We start from the raw sequence: 19,264 nt of genomic DNA on the forward strand, positions 1-19,264 counted from the left end.
TATATGGCTGTCGAACGGCTGCTGACCATCATGAAACGCCTGCGTGATCCCCAGTCCGGTTGCGAATGGGACGTGGCGCAGAGTTTTGAAAGCATTGCTCCCTACACGATCGAGGAAGCGCATGAAGTCGCCGATGCGATCGCCCGTGGCGACATGGCCGAGCTCAAGGACGAACTGGGCGACCTACTGCTCCAAGTCGTGTTTCATGCGCAGATTGCGCAGGATCAGGGGCATTTTACCTTTGACGATGTCGTGGCCGCGATCAGCGACAAGATGGAGCGGCGTCATCCCCATATCTTCGGCGACGCGGCCTCGGGCGGCCATTACCTGTGGGAGCAGATCAAGGCGGAGGAACGCCGCTCCAGGGCCGCCGAGGGAACACTGGACGGCGTGGCGCTAGGCCTTCCGGCCCTGATGCGCGCCGAGAAATTGCAGAATCGTGCGGCGCGGGTCGGCTTCGACTGGCCCGATGCCGAGGGTCCGCGCGCCAAGATCGACGAAGAACTTCAGGAAATTGCCGAAGCCACGCCCGACACGCTGGAAGAGGAATTTGGCGACCTGTTGTTCGCCGTCGTCAACTGGGCGCGCCACCATGGCGTCGATCCCGAAGCCGCCCTTCGCGCCGGCAACCGCAAGTTCGAGCGCCGCTTCCGTGCCATGGAGGCCGAGGCAGGCGATGATTTCGCTGCACTCGACCTCAAAGGCAAGGAAGCCCTGTGGCAGAGCGTCAAGGAACGCGGCGGGTAAAGCGGTCGTAATCCGCCTCTGACAACCGCACGTCGTACACGGCTTCGTCGTCCTCGATCGTCTGATCCAGCACCTCGCCATGCGCGTGCAGCCAGGCGGCCCCCGCCCCGTCGCCCGCGTCCAGCGTGACGCGGTAGCGGCGGTGGCCGGAGGTCAGAGCCGCCGCGACCTGCTCGATCAGGTCATCGACCCCCTCGCCCGTCATCGCCGACAAGGCGACGATATTCGGCCGCCGCGCGGCCTCGGTCAGCAGGTCTTCGCACAGATCACCCTCGACCAGATCGACCTTGTTCCACGCCTCGAACCGGGGCGTTTCGGGATCGACGCCGATCTCGGTCAGCACCGCCTCGACATCGGCGCGCTGCGCTTCGGTATCGGGATGCGCGATGTCGCGGACATGGATTAGCAGGTCGGCCGACACCACTTCCTCCAGCGTCGCCTTGAATGCGGCCACCAGCTGAGTCGGCAGATCGGACACGAAACCCACCGTGTCGGACAGGATCGCCTTGTCGATGCCGGGCAGCTGGATCTGGCGCAAGGTCGGATCCAGCGTGGCGAAGAGTAGATCCTTCGCCATGACATGAGCGCCCGTCAGTCGATTGAAAAGCGTTGATTTCCCGGCATTGGTGTACCCGACCAGCGCGATCACCGGCCAGGGCGCGCGCTGGCGTCGGTCGCGGTGGAGACCGCGCGTCCGGCTGACCTGATCGAGTTCGCGCCGCAACCGGGCCATGCGATCACGGATCATCCGCCGATCGGCTTCGATCTGCGTCTCACCGGGGCCACCGAGAAAGCCGAAGCCGCCGCGCTGACGCTCCAAATGGGTCCAGCTGCGAACTAGCCGCCCCGCCTGATAGTCCAGATGGGCGAGCTCGACCTGCAACCGCCCTTCGGCGGTCGCGGCCCGTTCCCCGAAGATTTCGAGGATCAGGCCGGTGCGGTCGATGACCTTCGCCGCCAGCGCGGTTTCGAGGTTGCGCTGCTGCACGGGCGTCAGGGCGCCGTCGAACACGACAAGCTGCGCGTCCTCCATGCGGACCTGCTGCGCGACCTGCTCGACCTGACCACTGCCGATCAGGGTAGCGGGTTTCGGTGCCCGGACGCGCAGTGCGATCCGTTCGACCACGTCCAAGCCGATTGCCATGGCGAGCCCGGCGGTTTCGTCCAGGCGCGCATCGGCGTCACGGGCGGCATCGCCCTGGTCGGGCAGGACGATGACGGTCCGGGCACCCCGCGCGAATTCGCCGCGATCGCGATCGAAACCGGTGCTCAATCCTCGGCCGATCCCGCCTGCTCTTCCGCCAGGTTCAGCGGCCGTGCGGGCTGAATGGTGGAAACCGCATGCTTGTAGACGAGCTGCGCCATGCCCTCACGCTGGAGCAGCATGCAGAACAGGTCGAAGCCCGCGATCTGCCCCTGCAGCATCACGCCGTTGATCAGGAACATGGTGACGGGGTCTTCGGACTTGCGCACCGCGTTCAGGAAAATCTCCTGCAAAAGCGGGTTCTTACGCTGCTGTTCGGTCACGCCGTCGACGATGGCGGCCACGTCCAGCGGGCCCGAGGGCATGATGGTGGAGATGGCATGCTTGTAGATCAGCTGCGACTGACCATCGCGACGCAGCAGCACCGAGAAATTGTCAAACCACGTCACAATGCCCTGCAGCTTGACGCCCTTGACGAGGAACATGGTGACCGGCGCCTTGGAGCGGCGCAGTGCATTAAGGAAGAGGTCCTGAAGCGAACCCGCTTTGTCGGCCATGGGGAAGCCCTTGTTCTTGGCGGGTCCGTGCCCGCGAATTGCGCCGTTTCCCGGCGTCGGAACCGCGCCCGTGCGCCGGACGCCCCGATTATCTATGGTCTCGCCGGGCATTCGTCCAGAGGGGGCGGACACCCGGCACCGATCAATCCTCGCGCGTCTCGCTGATCCCGAGCAGCTTCAGCTTGCGATGAAGCGCCGAGCGCTCCATTCCGATGAAGCTGGCGGTGCGCGATATATTGCCCGAGAAGCGCCGGATCTGGACGCGCAGATATTCGCGCTCGAAGCTTTCCCTCGCCTCGCGGAGCGGTGCCCCCATGATGGCGGTGGCGCCCCCGCCCCCCATATCGCCCCCCTCGCCCAGCACTTCGGCGGGCAGCAGGTCGAGGTCGATCCTAGCAAGCCGATCGCCCGGTGCCAGGATGATGGTGCGTTCGACGACGTTGCGCAGCTGGCGGACATTGCCCGGCCAATCATAGGATTGCATGGCGACCATTGCATCGGGTGCGATCTCGGGCGTGCGTACGCGCCTCTCGGACGCGTAATGCGCCATGAAATGCTCGACCAGCGGAGGAATATCCTCACGCCGCTCCGCCAGCGAGGGGATCGTCACCGGCACCACGTTGAGACGGTAGTAGAGGTCTTCGCGAAAACGTCCCTCGGCGATTTCCTGGGTCAGATCGCGCGCAGTGGCGGATACGACGCGGACATCGACCTTGACGACGCGCGTACCGCCGACGCGCGTGAAGCTCTGATCGGTCAGGACACGCAGGATGCGCGCCTGGGTCGCGATCGGCATGTCGGCGATCTCGTCGAGAAACAGTGTGCCGCCATGCGCCTGTTCGAGAAGGCCAGTGCGGACGAGGTCACCCCCCTCCTCCACCCCGAACAGCTCCTCCTCGACCCGCTCGGGCGTCATCCGGGCGGCGCTGACCACGACGAAGGGCGCGTCGACGCGGTTGCTCCAGCCATGGAGGAGCCGCGCGGCGACCTCCTTGCCGACGCCCGCCGCGCCCATGATCAGCACCCGGCTGCCGGTCGCGGCGACGCGCTTCAGGGTGGCGCGGATGCCGTTGATCGCGCTGGACGATCCGGTCAGGTCGTTCTCGCGCCCGACACTGGCGCGCAGCGAGGCGTTCTCGCGCCGCAGCCGCTCGGTCTCGGTCGCGCGACCGACCATCAGCAGCAGGCGTTCGGCCTCGAACGGCTTTTCGATGAAGTCCGCAGCCCCCTTGCGGATCGCGGCGACGGCGGTGTCGAGATTGCCGTGGCCGGAGATCACGAGCACCGGGATCGACGGATCGCGCCGCTTGATCTCGTCGAGCAACTCCAGCCCGTCGAGCTTCGATCCCTGGAGCCACACGTCGAGCAGGACCAGCGAAGGCCGCCGCACCGCCATCGCCTCCAGCGCGGAATCGCTGTCGGCGGCGACGCGGGCGTCATAGCCCTCGTCCTCCAGCACGCCCGCGACCAGTTCGCGGATATCAAGTTCGTCATCGACGACGAGAATGTCCAAAGCCATGGTGTCTTTACGTCCGGGTACGAGTCAAAGCGGTGAGCTGGCCCTCCCCAGCCAGTTCGGGTTCGGCGCCCCCCTGATCCAGTGCGGCGAGGGCTCCGGCGTCGAACATCATCGAAACGATGGTGCCGCCGGTCGGATTGTCGGAAAAGCCGATCGTGCCGGCATGCTCCTCGATGATCTTGTTGACGATCGCCAGGCCGAGGCCGGTGCCCCGCGCGCGGGTCGTCATATAGGGCTCGATGATGCGATCGCGCTCGGGCGGCAGGCCGACGCCGTTATCGGCGACGGTGATCGTGACCATGCTCGCCTGCTGGCCGACGGTCATCACCACCTTGCCGCCCTTGGCCCCTTCCGGCCTGCCCTCGATGGCTTCGACCGCATTCTTGACGATGTTGGTCAGCGCCTGACTCATCTGGCGACGATCGCAGACGAGCGTCGGGGCGGGATCGTCCTGCACGATCTCGAACGTCACGTCGGGATGCGCCACTTCGTGCAGGAACATCGCCTGCGCGCAGATGTCGGCAATGGCCTCTTCGCGGAAAACCGGCTTGGGCATTCGCGCGAAGGACGAGAATTCGTCGACCATGCGGCGCAGGTCGCCGACCTGGCGGACGATCGTCTCGGTCAGGCGGCCGAAGGTCTGGTCCTCCGGATCGATCACCTTGCCATAGCGGCGCTGGAGCCGCTCGGCGGCGAGCTGGATCGGGGTCAGCGGGTTCTTGATCTCGTGCGCGATCCGGCGCGCGACGTCGGACCAGGCGGCGCGGCGCTGGTCGAGGAGCTGCTGGGTGATGTCGTCGAAGGTCAGGATGGGGCCGTCCGCGGTCTGCGCGATCCGCACCGCCAGCGTCCGCATGTCGCCGTGCAAGGCCACCTGTACCGTCGCCTCGCGCCGGCCCTGGTCGAGCAGCTCGTCCAGTTCGGGCGCGACATCGCCGAGCTTGCGCCCCACCAGGCCGCCCTGGTCCGCACCCAGCAGCAGGTCGGCGGAGTTGTTGGCGATCCGCACCTGCCGATCGCGCCCGACCGCGACGACGCCTGCCGACACGCCCGCCATCACCGCCTCGATCAACGCGCGGCGATTGTGCAGCTGCGCATTGGCGGTCACCAGTTCGGTGTTCTGCTGCTCGAGCTGGCCGGTCATCTGGTTGAAGGCATTGGCCAGCGTACCGACCTCGTCACGGGTCCGGGGATCGGGCACGCGCGCGGTCAGGTCGCCGCCCGCGATCCGGCGTGCGGCATCGACCAGCTCGCCGACCGGCCGGACCAGCCGGTCGGCCACCGCCAGCGCGATCCACACCGCGATCCCCACGATCAGCAATGCGACGGCGAGCAGCGCCAGGTTGAACTTCAGTTGCAACGACCGCGCCCGGCCTTGCAGCGCGCGATAGCCATCGACCACATCCTCGGCCGCGAAATGCTGCTGACTGAGAAAGGCCGCGTTCACGCTGGTGCCGACATAGAGCATGACGTTGCCGCTGTCGGGCAAGGGCGTGACGACCCAGACGCGCTGTTCGTTGGCACCGCCGACCGGCTGGTCCGAACGCCCCGCCTGCCCGATCACGTCGGGCGTCACCAGATTGCGGAAGCTGGCGTCTGAGGGCTGGTTGAAGAAATCGTAGAATTTGAACCCCTGTTTGGGGTCATAGGAGAATAGGACCGCCTCCTCCAGGTCGCGCACGATCGTCTGCTGCGCCATGTAATTGTGGAAATCGCGCGGATTTTCGCGAAGCAAGGGCAAGTTGCGCCCCAGATCCTTCGACATGGCGCGCCCGGCGAGGATCCAGCGGTTGATGATCTGCTGCTGCGACTGGCGCGCGATATCCATCGCGTCGCCGAACGCTTTCCGGGCGCGATCGGAAATCCAGAATTCGGCCGAAGACTGGAACATCATCGACGCGGTGACGACGGTCAGCAGGATCGGAACGCTGGCGGTCAACGAGAAGATCGCGACCAGCCGGACGTGCAGCCGCCCGCCCCCGCCAACGGCCGATTCCGCCGCCCGGCGCATCGCCACGCGTCGCCCGAGCAGCATCAGCAGCAGGATGCCCGGCACCAGGTTAAGCGCGAGCAGGCCCGCAATGACCGGCGGTGCGATCAGTCCCTGCGCATCATGCTGTCGGGCGATGAACCAATAGGTCCCGATCGCGATCGCAACTGCGCCGACGATCACTGCAAGCTCGACCGCCGGGGTCACCGCGAAGCGGGATCGCGGCGTTTCGGCAGGACCAGCAGGCTTCAGGAACGCCAACATCGTTGCAATCGTACAACGTCGAGCGTGTCCTGCAAGCCACAATTCCAAAAAATCACGCGGCCGGGTCGAGCCCCTCGTCCTCGCTTCCCACGGCAATTCGAAGGGTGTCGAGCCGCTTGCGCAAGGTATTGCGATTGATCCCCATCGCCCGAGCGGTGCGAAGCTGGTTGCCGCCATGGCGCGCCAGCATCGCCTCGATCAGCGGGCGCTCGACCTCGCTGATGACGCGATCATAAAGCGTGCCGTCGTCCAATGCCGCCGGGCGTTCCGAAGCAAGCCGGGCCAGATAGGTGCGGACGGCCGCCGCCAGATCGCCGTCCGACGGCGCGCCGCCAGCGGCCAAGGTCGGCGGCGCCTCGCCCAGCATTCCACGCACCGCCTCGGCATCGATGACCTCGTCGCGCGCCAGCACGGCCAGCCGCCGCATCAGATTTTCCAGCTCGCGGACATTGCCCGGCCAGTCATGGGCGACCAGCACGTCAAGGGCATGGGCATCGACCTTGCGCCGGGGCAGCCCCTGAGCCGCCGCATTCTCCAGGAAATGCCGGGCGAGCAAGGGAATATCCTGTCGCCGCTCCCGCAGGGACGGCAGGGTGATCGGCACGACGTTGAGCCGGTAGAACAGATCCTCGCGGAACTGGCCCGAGGTCACCTGCTGGCTGAGATCGCGATTGGTGGCGGCCACGATCCGGACATCGGTGCGGATCGTCCGTGCACCGCCGACCGTGGTGAACTCGCCCGATTGCAGCACGCGGAGCAGCCGGGTCTGCGCCTCCATCGGCATGTCGCCGATCTCGTCCAGGAACAGCGTGCCGCCCGCCGCCTGCTCGAAGCGACCGGCATTGCGCTGTGCCGCGCCGGTAAAGGCACCGCGTTCATGGCCGAACAGCTCCGCCTCGATCAGCTCGCGCGGGATCGCCGCCATGTTGATCGCGACGAAGGGGGCCTGGCGGCGCGGGCCGAGGTCATGGATGGCGCGCGCGACCAGCTCCTTGCCCGTGCCCGACTCGCCGGAGATCAGGACGGTGAGGTCGGTGGCGACGACCCGCGCGATGATCCGATACACGCTCTGCATCGCCTGCGACCGCCCGATCAGCGGCAGCGCGCGGTCGTCCTCGCCCAGCCCGTCCTCGACCAGCACGCCGCCGCGCGCCAGCGCGCCCGCCACCGCATTGGTCAGCGCATCGAGATCGAAGGGCTTGGGCAGATATTCATAGGCGCCGACCTCGGCCGCGCGCACGGCGGTGGTCAGGGTGTTCTGCGCGGACAGGATGATGATCGGCAGGGCCGGAAAGCGTGCCGCGACGCTGCGGATATGATCGATCCCGTCCCCATCGGGCAGGATCACATCGGTCACCAGCACGTCGGGGGCACCGCCGGTCAGCACGCGATCGAGTCGGGCCAGCGTCTCGACCGCCGTCACTTCATGCCCGGCGCGGCGAAGCGCCTGGCCGACGACGGTCCGGATCGCGGCGTCGTCATCGACGACCAGGACATGGCTCATGCCCGTGCCCTTGGCAGCAACAGACGCAGCACGGTCATTTCCGGTGAACCCTCTCTGGCATATTGGACGATCCCGCTCATGTCGCGGACCAGCTTGTCGACCAGCGCCAGCCCCAGCCCCTGCCCCTCGCGACGCCCCGACACGAACGGGTCGAACAGATGGTCGGCAATATCGGACGGGGCACCGGGACCATTGTCGATCACGCAGATCTCGATCGGCAGCGGCAGGCGCGATTGCCCCTCGCCAATGCTGACCGACATGCCGTGTCGATAGGCGGTGGTCAGGATGATCCGCGGGTTGCGCACCGAGCGGACGGCCTCCCGCGCGTTCTTCAGCAGGTTGATGACGATCTGGAGAAGGGCGTCTCGGTTGATGCGGGCGGGGGGTAGCGAGGGATCGAATCGTTCCTCGATCTGGATGCCCCTGGCGAACCCGGCCAGCGCGACGCTGCGTGCATGGGCGAGCAGCGGATAGATATTCTCCGGCACCAGCGGCAAAGGCCGGGTATCGCTGAAATCCTGCATCCGGTCGATCAGCGCGGCGATGCGATCGACCTCGGTGGTGATCAGGGTGGTCAACTCCCCGCCGTTCAGCAGCTGCGCGGCGCCGCGTATCCCCGACAGCGGGTTCTTGATCTCGTGCGCGAGCATCGCCGCCGCCCCGACCGCCGCACGCGCACCCGCGCCGCGCTCCGACGCATGGCCCAGCCGTCGGGAAGGACCGGCGCTGTGCAGCGTGATGGCGCGCCAGCCGGGATGGTCGGGAATCTGCGCCTCGACGAAATCGACCCGGATCTTGGGGCCGCGCGGCATCGCGATCTCGGTATCGTACACGGCAAAGCCATGGCCATCGCGGCTGCGCGGCGCGTCCGGCGGGGGCAGGATCGCCTCGACCGGCTGTCCGACCATCACCCGTTCGGACAGGTTGAGCATCTGCTCGGCCAAGCCATTGGCATGGGCGATGCGATTGTCGGGATCGACCACCACCACGGCCACGGGCAGCGCCCCGAACAGTGCGGCGAAACCCGGTCGGCCATGGCGGGTCGGCTCAGGCAGCGGCGGCAAGCTCGATCTGCGGCATGTAGAAGTCGTACAGCATCGCCTTGACCCGGTCGGCGCTCGCCTCCTGGTTCACCTTGTTGCGGAAATCGGCCGAGCCATGCAGCCCGCGCGTGTACCAGCCGATATGCTTGCGGGCCATGTTGACGCCTGTCTCGGTGCCATAATGCTCGAGCATCGCGTCATAATGTTCGGTAACCGCACGATATTGCTCGTCTAGCGGCGGATCGGCCCGACGCTCGCCGGTGGCGAACCAGTGCATCACCTGGCCCAGCAGCCAGGGACGGCCATAGGCACCGCGCCCGATCATGATGCCGTCCGCACCCGACTGGTCCAGCGCCGCATCGGCATCGTCGATCGAACAGATGTCGCCATTGGCGATCACCGGGATGTCGACCGCGTCCCTGACGTTGCGGATGAACGCCCAGTCGGCGCTGCCCTTGTACATCTGGTTGCGGGTGCGGCCATGGACCGTGATCATCTTCACGCCGATATCCTCGGCGATACGCGCGAGTTCGGGCGCATTCAGGCTGTCATGGCACCAGCCCATCCGCATCTTCAGCGTGACGGGCACGTCGACCGCCTTCACCGTCGCCTCGATGATCGCGGAGGCCAGCTTCAGGTCGCGCATCAGCGCCGAGCCCGCATCGCCGTTGACGACCTTGCGCACCGGACAGCCCATATTGATGTCGATGATCGCCGCGCCGCGATCGGCATTGAGCTTGGCGGCCTCTCCCATCTCCAGCGGGGTGCAGCCGACCAGCTGCATCGACACCGGCTCTTCGAGGGGGTGCCAGGCGGCCTTCTGGATCGACTGACGCGTCTCCCGGATCGCGGCCTGGCTGGCGATCATCTCGGTGACGTTCAGCCCCGAGCCGTAGCGGCGGACGAGCGTGCGGAACGGCATATCGGTCACGCCGGTCATGGGGGCGAGGACGACGGGGCTGTCGATCGTGACGGGACCGACCTGAATGGGGGCGAGGTTACGCATCAAACTGCCTGAAAAATAAGCAACGCCCTATCCCAAGATGGTCAGGAAGGCAAGATTGGCGGGGGCATGCAAAAGCCGCTAGGCGACGTCGCCATGAGCCAGAAAGCAAAGATCGCCGCGCTGATCGTCGCGGCGGGTGGCGGCAGCCGGATGGGCGGCGGCGTGCCGAAGCAGTTCCGCGATCTCGGCGGGCGGCCGATGCTGTGCTGGAGCCATGACGCCTTTCTTGCGCATCCCGCCATCGACATGGTGCTGACCGTGGTGGCGGAGGATCGGCTGGACCAAGCCCGCGCCATCCTGCCGGGCGGCTGGGTGGAGCCGGGCGGTGCGTCGCGGCGCGAATCGGTGGCGCGGGGCTTGCGGCACCTGGCGCTGGCGGGGGTGGAGCAGGTGCTGATCCACGACGCCGCCCGCCCCTACCTCTCGGCCGGGGTGATCGACCGGGTGCTGGCGGGCATGGCATCGGCCGATGGCGCGATGCCGGTCCTGCCGGTGGCGGACACGCTGGCGCGCGACAGGGATGCGGTGCTGGGGGAGATCGTACCGCGTGACGGCGTCGTTCGGGTGCAGACGCCGCAGGGCTTCCACCTGCAGGCGGTAGTCGCCGCACATGCCGCCTGGCCGGCCGATGCGGAGGCGACCGACGATGCGCAAATGGTACGACGGCTTGGCGGACGCGTCGCTTTGGTGCAGGGCGATGCCATGCTCGAGAAAATCACCTATCCCGACGACCTGACCGGCGCGGACATGCGCCTGACCTGGGAAACCCGGACGGCCATGGGCTATGACGTCCACCGGCTGGAAGACGGCGAGGAATTGTGGCTGGGCGGGGTGTTGATCCCACACCATCAGGGCCTGTCGGGACATAGCGACGCCGATGTCGCGCTTCATGCGCTGACCGACGCGTTGTTCGGGACGATCGCGGCCGGGGATATCGGCACGCATTTCCCGCCCAGCGATCCGCAATGGAAGGGCGCCGAGTCGGGGCAGTTCCTGCAACATGCCGCCAAGCTGATCGCCGACAAGGGCGGTCGGATCGATTTCGTCGACCTGACGATCATCTGCGAAGCCCCCAAGATCGGGCCGCATCGCGCCGCAATGGTCGCGCGGATCGCCGAACTGCTCGGTATCGACCAAGACCGGGTCAGCCTGAAGGCCACGACCACCGAGCGGCTGGGCTTTACCGGACGTGGCGAAGGCATTGCGACGCAGGCGGTGGCGACCGTTCGTCTGCCGGGCGGGGCGGCGGCGTGAAGCGGCTGGCGCTGATCGCCGCGCTGGCCTCGCTTATCGCCCCGGAGGCGGCGATGGCGCAGCAGCGGGCCTGCATCACACCGCCCGAGGCCGAGGCGATGACCCTGGTCGCCATGCCGGATATTTTGCGCGAAACCGGCCGGGTCTGCGGCGCGCGACTGCCCGCCAACAGCCTGATCCGCGGCAACGGCACCCTCATCTCCAAATACGAGGCCTCGGCCGATCAGGCATGGCCGACCGCGCGCGCCGCGATCGTCAAGCTGTCCGATCCGACCGTGGATACGCTGCTCCAGTCCGACTATGCCCGGCCGCTTCTGACCTCCCTGCTCGTCCCGTTCATCGTCGGGCGGATCGGGCTGGAGGATTGCGGGACGATTGACCGGCTGGTGACGCAGCTCGCTCCCCTGCCCCCGCGCAACATGGCGGCGGTGATCGTCACCGCGCTGCAATATCTCAAAAGCGAAAAGGCGCGCGGACGGCAGGTTGCCGTGCCCGACCTGCCCCTCTGCCCCAACGGAAACCGCTGATGGACGTGCTTCTTCCTCCCGAACTGGTCACGCTGGCCGAGCGTGTCGTCGTCGCCAACCGGGCGATCGGCCGCCGAGTCGCGCTGGCCGAGAGCTGCACTGGCGGCCTGGTATCGGCCGCGCTGACCGAAATTCCGGGCTCGTCCGACGTGGTCGAGGCGGGTTTCGTCACCTATTCCAACCAGGCCAAGATCAAGCTGCTGAACGTCAGCCCGGACATGATCGACACGTTCGGCGCGGTGTCGACCGCCACCGCCTGGGCGATGGCGCAGGGTGCGCTGGCGGCGAGCGAGGCCGATATCGCCGTTGCGATCACCGGCGTGGCAGGGCCCGGCGGCGGCACGGCGAAGAAGCCGGTTGGCACGGTCGTCTTCGCCCAGGCGCTTCGCGATGGCGACCCTGAAGAGATCAAGGCCGAGCGGCATGAATTCGGCGAAATCGGCCGCGGCGCGATCCGGCTTCAGGCGGCGCTGTTGGCGTTGGAGCTGCTGTTGCCGTAAAGTCTGGCGGCGCGGTCCTCGAACGCGCCGATCATGCGGCGGAGCGCGGTGCCGAACACCTGCCCCGCCAGCATCTCGAACACCCGGTTCTTGAAGGCGAAGTCGACGGTGAAGTCGACCGCGCAACCCTGCTCCTCGGGCCGGAAGCGCCAGTTGTTGCGCAGATATTTGAGCGGCCCGTCGAGATACTCGACATCGATCGCCTCCGGCCGCGCCTTGGTGACGCGGCTGGTGAAGGTCTCGCGCAGGCCCTTGAAGCCGACGATCATGTCCGCCACCGTCTCGCTGGCCGAGTCCGACCGCACGCGCATCGCCGAAACCCAGGGCAGGAATTCCGGATAGCGCGCGACGTCGGCGACCAGGTCGAACATCTGCTCCGGCGTATAGGGCAGATGCCGTGTTTCGCTATGCTTGGGCATTACCGGGCGCTGGCCAGCTTCGCCTCGCGCGCGGTCCGCAGCCGTTCGAAATCGTCACCCGCATGATAGCTGGACCGCGTCAAAGGCGAGCTGGCGACCAGCAGGAAGCCCTTGGCGCGGGCGATCGAGGCATAGGCGTCGAACGCCTTGGGCGTGACGAACTCGGCAACCTTGGCATGGCGCGGCGTCGGCTGGAGATACTGGCCCATGGTCAGGAAATCGATGTCGGCCGAACGCATGTCGTCCATCACCTGATGGACTTCCAGCCGCTCTTCGCCCAGCCCCAGCATGACGCCCGACTTGGTGAAGATCGACGGATCGTGGCGCTTCACGCTCTCCAACAGCCGCAGCGAGGCGTAATAGCGCGCGCCGGGACGGATCGTCGGGTAAAGCCGGGGCACCGTTTCCAGATTGTGGTTATACACGTCGGGCCGCGCCTCGACGATCGACTCGATCGCGGCCTGCGCCTTGTTGCGGAAATCGGGCGTCAAGATTTCGATGGTCGTATCGGGGGTCGTGCGGCGCAGCGCCTGGATGACCTTCACGAATTGCGATGCGCCGCCATCGGGCAGGTCGTCGCGGTCGACCGAGGTGACGACGATGTGCTTCAGGCCCATCTGCGCCGCTGCATCGGCGACATTCTGCGGCTCCATCGCATCGACCTTGCGCGGCATGCCGGTCTTGACGTTGCAGAAGGCGCAGGCGCGGGTGCAGGTGTCGCCCAGGATCATGACGGTCGCATGCTTTTTCGACCAGCATTCCCCGATATTGGGGCAGGCCGCCTCTTCGCAGACGGTCGTCAGGCTCTTGGCGCGCATCAGCTCGCGGGTCGCGGCGAAACCGGCGCTCGTCGGTGCCTTGACGCGGATCCAGTCGGGCTTGCGCGCGCGCGCGGGCGCGGCCAACGGTGTCAACTCGTTCATGCCCGCGAAATAGCGATGCAGCCGGTCGGACACAATGCCCGCTGACACGCAGCGCGATATCCGTGGACAGACACATTTTGATATGGAACCGAAACGGCCATGCCCGGGTTCGCCTGCTATAGCGTGGCTTCCTTAACTGGATAAGAGAGAGCAATGACCGACTTTAACGACCTCGTGGATGGCTATCAGCGCTTTCGGACCTCCGATTGGCGTCGCCAGCGCGACCGCTGGGCCGAACTGAAGGAAGGCCAGAGCCCCAAGGTGATGGTGATCGCCTGCTCGGACAGCCGCGTCGATCCGGCCCAGATCTTCGACACGCTGCCCGGTGAGATCTTCGTCGTGCGCAACGTCGCCAACCTGGTTCCCCCGTTCGAGACGGGCGGCGGGCATCACGGCGTGTCGGCTGCACTGGAATTCGCGGTGACGCAGCTGGAAGTGACCGACGTCGTCGTCATGGGCCACGGCGCATGCGGCGGCTGCAAGGCCGCGCTGACCCAGGGCTTCGCCCATGCCCCGCAGGGCGAAGGCGGCTTCATCTCCGACTGGGTGAACCTGCTCGACGGTGCGCGTGAAAAGGTCATCGCCAAGCATGGCGACAGCCCGGACGCGATGCGCGAGATGGAGCTCGAGTCGGTTCGCACCTCGATCGCCAATCTGCGCACCTTCCCCTTCGTCACCAAGCGTGAGGAGGCGGGCAAGCTGACCCTGCGCGGCGCTTATTTCGCGATCGCCGACGGCGTGCTGCACCTGATGGACGAGAGCAGCGAGTTCAAGCCCGCCTCCCCGTCGCTGGTCGCGGCCTGAGAGAGCCGGTCCGGGCCCTCGGCCCGGACACGACACGAAAAAAGGGCGGACGCCGCATCCGGCGCCCGCCCTTTTTCTGTGCCCGTCAGGCGGGATCAGCCCGCCGAAGCGGCGACGACCTGATCCACGTCCTTCTTCGGCTCGGCGGTCGAGCGCAGCGACAGCTCGCGCATCTGCTTGTTGCTGGGCAGGCTTGGCGCGCCCATCAGCAGGTCCTCGGCACGCTGGTTCATCGGGAACAGCGAGATTTCGCGCAGATTCTGCGCGCCGCAGATCAGCATCACGATCCGGTCGACGCCAGCGGCCATGCCGCCATGCGGCGGCGCGCCATACTGGAACGCGCGGTAGAGACCGCCGAAACGCTCCTCGACATCCGCCTTGGACAGGCCGACCTTCTCGAACGCGGCGACCATCAGTTCGGGCGACTGGTTTCGGATCGAACCCGACGCGATCTCGAAGCCGTTGCAGACCAAGTCGTACTGATAGGCCTTGAGCGACAGCGGATCGGCGGTGGTCAGCGCCTCCATGCCACCCTGCGGCATCGAGAAGGGGTTGTGCGCGAACTCGACCTTCTTCTCGTCCTCGTCCCACTCATAGAAGGGGAAGTCGACGATCCAGCAGAGGCGGAACGCCCCCTCCTCGATCAGGCCGAGCTGCTCGGCGACGCGGGTGCGGGCGAGGCCGGCCAGCTTGGCGGCCGCATCGACCTTGCCCGCCGCGAAGAACAGGCCGTCATCCGGGCCCAGGCCCAGCGCGGCATAGATCGCCTCCATGCCCTCGGTGCCGTGGTTCTTGGCGATCGGACCGCCGAACTCGCCGCCCTTGCGGGTGACATAGCCTAGACCCGCATGACCCTCGGCACGTGCCCATTCGTTCATCTCGTCGAAGAACTTGCGGCTCTTCTCGGCGGTCTTGGGCGCCGGGATCGCGCGCACCACGCCGCCCGAACCGACGATCTTCTCGAACAGGCCGAAGCCCGACGTCGTGAAATGCTCGGAGACGTCGGTGATGATCAGCGGGTTGCGCAGGTCGGGCTTGTCGTTGCCATATTTCAGCATCGACTCCGAATAGGGAATGCGCGGGAACTCGCCCGTGGGGGTGACGGTGCGGCCATCGGCGAACTTCTCGAAGATGCCGCCGATCACCGGCTCCATCGTCTCCCACACCTCTTCCTGGGTGACGAAGCTCATTTCCAGGTCGAGCTGGTAGAATTCGCCCGGCAGGCGGTCGGCACGCGGGTCCTCGTCGCGGAAGCAGGGCGCAATCTGGAAATAGCGGTCGAACCCGGCGACCATCAGCAACTGCTTATACTGCTGCGGCGCCTGCGGCAGCGCGTAGAACTTGCCCGGATGGATGCGGCTGGGCACCAAAAAGTCGCGCGCGCCCTCGGGCGAGGAGGCGGTCAGGATCGGGGTCGAATATTCGGTGAAGCCCGCCGTCTCCATGCGACGCCGCATGTCGGAGATGACCTGGGTCCGACGCACGATATTGGCGTGCAGCGTCTCGCGACGCAGGTCGAGGAAGCGATAGCGCAGGCGGATATCCTCGGGATATTCCTGCTCGCCCGCCACCGGCATCGGCAGTTCCTCGGCGGCCGACAGCACGGTGGCGCCGCGCGCGAAGACCTCGATCTCGCCGGTCGCCAGATTGGCGTTGACCGTGCCCGCCGAGCGCGCCTTCACCACGCCGTCGATGGTCACGACCGACTCGACGCGCACCGCCTCCAGGATGGCAAGCGCGGGGGTGTCGCTGTCCGCGACGATCTGGGTGATGCCATAATGGTCGCGCAGATCGACGAAGAGGACGCCGCCATGGTCGCGCTTGCGATGGACCCAGCCGGACAGGCGGACCGTCTGGCCCACGGCGTCGGCCGTCAGCGCGGCACAGGTATGAGTACGATAGGCGTGCATGGCGAGCATTCTCTGAACGTCTGGGGAAAGTGACGCCGCTTCCCCGCCCACCCCTGTTTTGTCAATCCCCCAGTGCCCGCTCGACATGCCGAAGGGGCACCTGCGCGTTCCTCTTTGTCAACCCGCGCGCGTGCGGCTATGTGCATGCGATGCACGTTCATCCGTTGATTACCGACAGCGCCACGCTCGCCAATCTCTGCGCCCGCCTCTCGCAAGCCGACTTCATCACGGTCGATACCGAGTTCATGCGCGAAAGCACCTATTGGCCGGAGCTGTGCCTTATCCAGATCGCCGACACCGAAGAGGCCGCCGCGATCGACCCCAAGGCGCCGGGTCTGGACATGACGCCGCTGCTCGACCTGCTGGTCAACAATGACGAGGTTCTGAAGGTCTTCCATGCCGGTGGGCAGGATATCGAGATCATCTACAACCTGACCGGAAAGACCCCCCACCCCCTGTTCGACACCCAGATCGCGGCCATGGCGCTGGGCCAGGGCGAGCAGATCGGCTATTCCAACCTGGTCGACAGCTGGCTCGGCATCCCGATCGACAAGGGCGCGCGCTTCACCGACTGGTCGCGCCGCCCGCTCGACCAGCGCCAGGTCGATTATGCGATCGGTGACGTGACCCATCTCTCCGCCATCTTCCCGAAGATGCTGGAACGGCTGCGCAAGACCGGGCGCGGCGCATGGCTGGACCAGGAGATGGAGCGGCTGGCCGAACCCACGCATTACGCCAACGATCCCGACAGCGCGTGGAAGCGCGTCCGCGTGTCGGGTCGCAAGCCCGACATGCTCGGCCGTCTGAAGGCGCTCGCCCGCTGGCGCGAACTGGAGGCGCAGGCCAAGGACCTGCCGCGCGGCCGCATCGTCAAGGACGAGACGCTGGCCGACCTGGCCGGGCATCCGCCGCGCAAGCAGGCCGATCTCGCCAAGGTGCGCGGGCTTTCCGCCACCTGGGCGGGCAACGACATCGGTCATCGCCTGATGGAGGCGCTGGAGGCGGCGACGCCGCTCGACGCCGACGAACTGCCCGCGCGCGACGATCGCAAGCCGGGGCTGGGGCGCGAGGGCGCGCTGGTCGCCGATCTGCTCAAGCTGCTGCTCAAGATCCGCGCGCGCGACATCGACGTGGCGCCGCGCCTGCTCGCCCGGTCGGACGATCTGGAGATGCTGGCGGCGGGGGTTCGCAGCGGCCTGTCGGTGCTCGATGGCTGGCGGTTCGAGCAGTTCGGGCGCGACGCGCTCGATCTGGTCGAGGGACGCACCGGCTTCGTCGTCAAGGGCGGCAAGCTGAAGATGGTCCGGACCGAGGATCCGGTGGCATGAACCGGGCCGTGGTACTCGTCGTGCTGATGGCGATCGGTGCCTGTACCCCGACCGGAACGCCGCCGTCGCGCGGCGAGCAGATGGCGGAACTACCGATGCAGTGCGGCGAGGCCCGCGTCGCCGACCTGATCGGCAAGCGCTGGGCCGAGGTGATGCGGGCCGACGTGCTGAAGCGCACCGGCGCGCGGACCCTGCGGGTGATCGCGCCGGGCGATGCGGTCACGATGGACTATCGCACCGACCGGCTGAACCTGGAAACCGATGCCGAGGGACGGATCACGCGGATTCGGTGCGGCTGACCCGCGTCGCCGTCCGCCCCAGCGCGGCGGCGAGCGCGGCATGGCGGCGCTCGACCGCCTCGCCGTAAAAGCCCCGGTCGTCGTCCAGCATCGCGAGGCCCAGGCTGGTCGTTCCCAGAACGAGGCTGGTCCGCTCCAACGGCCCCCCCAGGCCGCCGCTAAGCCGCTGGCCCAGCCGGATCGCCAGTCCCCAGCTGGTCGCCAGCTTCAGCTGTGCCGGGGTCGCCAGTTCGGCGAGCGGTGCCGGCACGTCCAGCCCTCCGCCCAGACTCGTGTGCAGCGCCTGGGCCAGCATGGCGCGCCCCGTCGCGTCGATCCCGACCCAGTTGCCGTGGAGCGCGATCTCCACCCCGCGTTCGGCCCGAAATTCCGGATTGGCGCGCCAGCCCACATCGGCGAGCAAGCAGGCGGCGTGACGAAGCCGCGCCTCGGCGGCGGCTTCCCCTGCGAACAGCGGGGCGATCCAGCTTTCGAGCAGGTCGCCATGTTCGGGAAAGCGCCCGAGCAACCGCCCCTCCTCACGCGCCGCCACGATCAACGGATCCTGGGCGCGGGTGCGGGCATCCAGATTGCCGTAGAGCAGCCCTTCGCGCAGGCCATAGGCGGACACCACGGTCGTACTGCTGCCCAGATGCTTGAGGAGGACGCTCAGCAGCGCGGTCGCATCGCCGAGCGTCGAGGCACGGCTGGACGACAGGCCCTTCACGTCGCGCAACCGCGCCTTGGACAGATGCGGGATGGTCCGCGACAGCCTCGCTATGTCGGTCGGCGTCAGTTCATAGTGATGGATGATCGGCAGCGGATATTCGGCCAGCGTCATGTCGAGCCGCGCCAGCGCCCGCCACGATCCGCCGACGAGATAGAAGGGCAGGCCCCGACCGCGGCCTTCCCATCCCGCCTCCTCGATCAGCCGCCCGATCTGCCGCTCGAATGCCTTGCCGCCGCGTTCGCGCAGCGCCGGGATACGCAGCACGCCGAGCGGAAAGGACACCCGGTCCTCGACCCCGCCGTCCCGCACCCGCACGAGTTCCAGGCTGCCTCCGCCCAGATCGCCGACGATCCCGTCGGCATCGGGAATGGCGGACAAGACCCCCTCGCCCGCCCCCTTGGCCTCCTGCTCGCCCGATAGCAGCTCGACCTCAAGACCTAGCGACTCGGCGCAGTCGATCAGTTCCTGCCCATTGGCGGCGTCGCGCACCGCCGCCGTCGCCACGGTGCGCAGGCTGCTCACCCCCATCTCCCGCGCCAAGCTGGCGAAGCGCGCCAGCGCCACCCGCGCCTTGCCCAGCGCGACCGGGTCGATCGCCCCCGTGGCGGCGAGGCCCCGGCCGAGGCCCGCCATCACCTTCTCGTTGAACAGGATCGCGGGCAGGCGCGACGGGCCCTGATAGACGACGAGACGGACCGAGTTCGAGCCGATGTCGATGATCGCCGTACGCGGCGCGCGGATTGCTGCCATGGTTCCG

18 protein-coding genes are annotated in these 19,264 nt (G+C 67.2%); 7 read left to right on the forward strand and 11 right to left on the reverse strand.

Annotation, left to right across the window (positions count from 1 at the left end):
• Positions 1-3 precede the first annotated feature (3 nt).
• Positions 4-747, forward strand: a complete 744-nt coding sequence (mazG, locus tag QE360_RS14710) for a nucleoside triphosphate pyrophosphohydrolase (protein ID WP_309702661.1) — start codon at positions 4-6, stop codon at positions 745-747.
• On the opposite strand, the gene hflX is transcribed toward mazG, so the two are convergent.
• From hflX to dusB, 7 genes are read right to left on the reverse strand one after another with little or no spacing between them, the layout of a single operon-like run.
• On the reverse strand, positions 728-2,020 hold the full coding sequence (gene hflX / locus QE360_RS14715) for a GTPase HflX (RefSeq protein WP_309702663.1): 1,293 nt from the start codon (positions 2,018-2,020) through the stop codon (positions 728-730). The genes mazG and hflX overlap by 20 nt on opposite strands.
• A complete protein-coding gene (gene hfq / locus QE360_RS14720; protein ID WP_309702665.1) occupies positions 2,017-2,619 on the reverse strand; it encodes an RNA chaperone Hfq in 603 nt (200 codons plus the stop codon). The genes hflX and hfq overlap by 4 nt, the downstream gene beginning before the upstream one ends.
• Positions 2,620-2,650: 31 nt before the next feature.
• Complete coding sequence (locus QE360_RS14725; RefSeq protein WP_309702667.1) at positions 2,651-4,027, reverse strand: sigma-54 dependent transcriptional regulator; 1,377 nt, start codon at positions 4,025-4,027, stop codon at positions 2,651-2,653.
• 7 nt (positions 4,028-4,034) lie between these two features.
• The gene (locus tag QE360_RS14730; RefSeq protein ID WP_309695456.1) at positions 4,035-6,281 is read right to left on the reverse strand and encodes an ATP-binding protein; all 2,247 of its coding nucleotides are present in this window, start codon (positions 6,279-6,281) and stop codon (positions 4,035-4,037) included.
• A 52-nt stretch (positions 6,282-6,333) separates the two neighbouring features.
• The gene (gene ntrC / locus QE360_RS14735) at positions 6,334-7,785 is read right to left on the reverse strand and encodes a nitrogen regulation protein NR(I) (protein WP_309695455.1); all 1,452 of its coding nucleotides are present in this window, start codon (positions 7,783-7,785) and stop codon (positions 6,334-6,336) included.
• Entirely contained in the window at positions 7,782-8,849 is a 1,068-nt protein-coding gene (locus tag QE360_RS14740) for an ATP-binding protein (RefSeq protein WP_309702668.1), read from the reverse strand. The genes ntrC and QE360_RS14740 overlap by 4 nt, the downstream gene beginning before the upstream one ends.
• The gene (gene dusB / locus QE360_RS14745) at positions 8,833-9,834 is read right to left on the reverse strand and encodes a tRNA dihydrouridine synthase DusB (protein WP_309702670.1); all 1,002 of its coding nucleotides are present in this window, start codon (positions 9,832-9,834) and stop codon (positions 8,833-8,835) included. Before dusB ends, QE360_RS14740 begins: the two co-directional genes overlap by 17 nt.
• A 93-nt stretch (positions 9,835-9,927) precedes the next feature.
• Between dusB and QE360_RS14750 the strand changes: the two genes are divergently transcribed.
• From QE360_RS14750 to QE360_RS14760, 3 genes are read left to right on the forward strand one after another with little or no spacing between them, the layout of a single operon-like run.
• On the forward strand, positions 9,928-11,088 hold the full coding sequence (locus QE360_RS14750; protein ID WP_309702673.1) for a bifunctional 2-C-methyl-D-erythritol 4-phosphate cytidylyltransferase/2-C-methyl-D-erythritol 2,4-cyclodiphosphate synthase: 1,161 nt from the start codon (positions 9,928-9,930) through the stop codon (positions 11,086-11,088).
• Positions 11,085-11,615, forward strand: coding sequence for a hypothetical protein (locus QE360_RS14755; RefSeq protein ID WP_309702674.1), 531 nt, complete (start codon positions 11,085-11,087; stop codon positions 11,613-11,615). Before QE360_RS14750 ends, QE360_RS14755 begins: the two co-directional genes overlap by 4 nt.
• A complete protein-coding gene (locus QE360_RS14760) occupies positions 11,615-12,115 on the forward strand; it encodes a CinA family protein (protein ID WP_309702676.1) in 501 nt (166 codons plus the stop codon). The genes QE360_RS14755 and QE360_RS14760 overlap by 1 nt, the downstream gene beginning before the upstream one ends.
• Here the strand turns inward: QE360_RS14760 and QE360_RS14765 are convergent.
• The gene (locus QE360_RS14765) at positions 12,076-12,534 is read right to left on the reverse strand and encodes a type II toxin-antitoxin system RatA family toxin (protein WP_309702678.1); all 459 of its coding nucleotides are present in this window, start codon (positions 12,532-12,534) and stop codon (positions 12,076-12,078) included. The genes QE360_RS14760 and QE360_RS14765 overlap by 40 nt on opposite strands.
• Positions 12,534-13,457, reverse strand: coding sequence for a lipoyl synthase (gene lipA / locus QE360_RS14770; RefSeq protein WP_307104519.1), 924 nt, complete (start codon positions 13,455-13,457; stop codon positions 12,534-12,536). Before lipA ends, QE360_RS14765 begins: the two co-directional genes overlap by 1 nt.
• A 153-nt stretch (positions 13,458-13,610) precedes the next feature.
• Between lipA and QE360_RS14775 the strand changes: the two genes are divergently transcribed.
• A complete protein-coding gene (locus tag QE360_RS14775) occupies positions 13,611-14,261 on the forward strand; it encodes a carbonic anhydrase (RefSeq protein ID WP_309702680.1) in 651 nt (216 codons plus the stop codon).
• 95 nt (positions 14,262-14,356) lie between these two features.
• Here the strand turns inward: QE360_RS14775 and aspS are convergent, their stop codons facing one another.
• A complete protein-coding gene (gene aspS, locus QE360_RS14780; RefSeq protein WP_307098767.1) occupies positions 14,357-16,171 on the reverse strand; it encodes an aspartate--tRNA ligase in 1,815 nt (604 codons plus the stop codon).
• A gap of 149 nt (positions 16,172-16,320) precedes the next feature.
• On the opposite strand from aspS, the gene rnd reads away from it, so the two are divergent.
• Both rnd and QE360_RS14790 read left to right on the forward strand, forming a co-directional pair.
• A complete protein-coding gene (gene rnd / locus QE360_RS14785) occupies positions 16,321-17,499 on the forward strand; it encodes a ribonuclease D (RefSeq protein WP_309702683.1) in 1,179 nt (392 codons plus the stop codon).
• Positions 17,496-17,798 carry an I78 family peptidase inhibitor gene (locus tag QE360_RS14790; RefSeq protein WP_309702685.1) on the forward strand — a complete coding sequence of 101 codons (303 nt, stop codon included), beginning with the start codon at positions 17,496-17,498 and terminating at the stop codon, positions 17,796-17,798. The genes rnd and QE360_RS14790 overlap by 4 nt, the downstream gene beginning before the upstream one ends.
• Here the strand turns inward: QE360_RS14790 and QE360_RS14795 are convergent.
• The gene (locus tag QE360_RS14795; RefSeq protein ID WP_309702687.1) at positions 17,776-19,257 is read right to left on the reverse strand and encodes a Ppx/GppA family phosphatase; all 1,482 of its coding nucleotides are present in this window, start codon (positions 19,255-19,257) and stop codon (positions 17,776-17,778) included. The two genes, QE360_RS14790 and QE360_RS14795, sit on opposite strands and share 23 nt — an antisense overlap.
• Between the last annotated feature and the right edge of the window lie 7 nt (positions 19,258-19,264).

It is taken from the genome of Sphingomonas sp. SORGH_AS_0789 (assembly GCF_031453055.1).
GTDB lineage: Bacteria > Pseudomonadota > Alphaproteobacteria > Sphingomonadales > Sphingomonadaceae > Sphingomonas.

What these genes read in the sequence shown, in the direction of transcription:
- QE360_RS14775 (WP_309702680.1), top strand. Translation starts at nt 13,611, where the DNA reads ATGACCGACTTTAACGACCTCGTGGATGGCTATCAGCGCTTTCGGACC.
- mazG (WP_309702661.1), top strand. Translation starts at nt 4, where the DNA reads ATGGCTGTCGAACGGCTGCTGACCATCATGAAACGCCTGCGTGATCCC.
- aspS (WP_307098767.1), bottom strand. Translation starts at nt 16,171, where the DNA reads ATGCACGCCTATCGTACTCATACCTGTGCCGCGCTGACGGCCGACGCC.
- rnd (WP_309702683.1), top strand. Translation starts at nt 16,321, where the DNA reads ATGCACGTTCATCCGTTGATTACCGACAGCGCCACGCTCGCCAATCTC.
- QE360_RS14750 (WP_309702673.1), top strand. Translation starts at nt 9,928, where the DNA reads ATGAGCCAGAAAGCAAAGATCGCCGCGCTGATCGTCGCGGCGGGTGGC.
- QE360_RS14730 (WP_309695456.1), bottom strand. Translation starts at nt 6,281, where the DNA reads ATGTTGGCGTTCCTGAAGCCTGCTGGTCCTGCCGAAACGCCGCGATCC.
- lipA (WP_307104519.1), bottom strand. Translation starts at nt 13,457, where the DNA reads ATGAACGAGTTGACACCGTTGGCCGCGCCCGCGCGCGCGCGCAAGCCC.
- QE360_RS14760 (WP_309702676.1), top strand. Translation starts at nt 11,615, where the DNA reads ATGGACGTGCTTCTTCCTCCCGAACTGGTCACGCTGGCCGAGCGTGTC.
- dusB (WP_309702670.1), bottom strand. Translation starts at nt 9,834, where the DNA reads ATGCGTAACCTCGCCCCCATTCAGGTCGGTCCCGTCACGATCGACAGC.
- QE360_RS14725 (WP_309702667.1), bottom strand. Translation starts at nt 4,027, where the DNA reads ATGGCTTTGGACATTCTCGTCGTCGATGACGAACTTGATATCCGCGAA.
- QE360_RS14790 (WP_309702685.1), top strand. Translation starts at nt 17,496, where the DNA reads ATGAACCGGGCCGTGGTACTCGTCGTGCTGATGGCGATCGGTGCCTGT.
- QE360_RS14795 (WP_309702687.1), bottom strand. Translation starts at nt 19,257, where the DNA reads ATGGCAGCAATCCGCGCGCCGCGTACGGCGATCATCGACATCGGCTCG.
- hfq (WP_309702665.1), bottom strand. Translation starts at nt 2,619, where the DNA reads ATGCCCGGCGAGACCATAGATAATCGGGGCGTCCGGCGCACGGGCGCG.
- QE360_RS14765 (WP_309702678.1), bottom strand. Translation starts at nt 12,534, where the DNA reads ATGCCCAAGCATAGCGAAACACGGCATCTGCCCTATACGCCGGAGCAG.
- ntrC (WP_309695455.1), bottom strand. Translation starts at nt 7,785, where the DNA reads ATGAGCCATGTCCTGGTCGTCGATGACGACGCCGCGATCCGGACCGTC.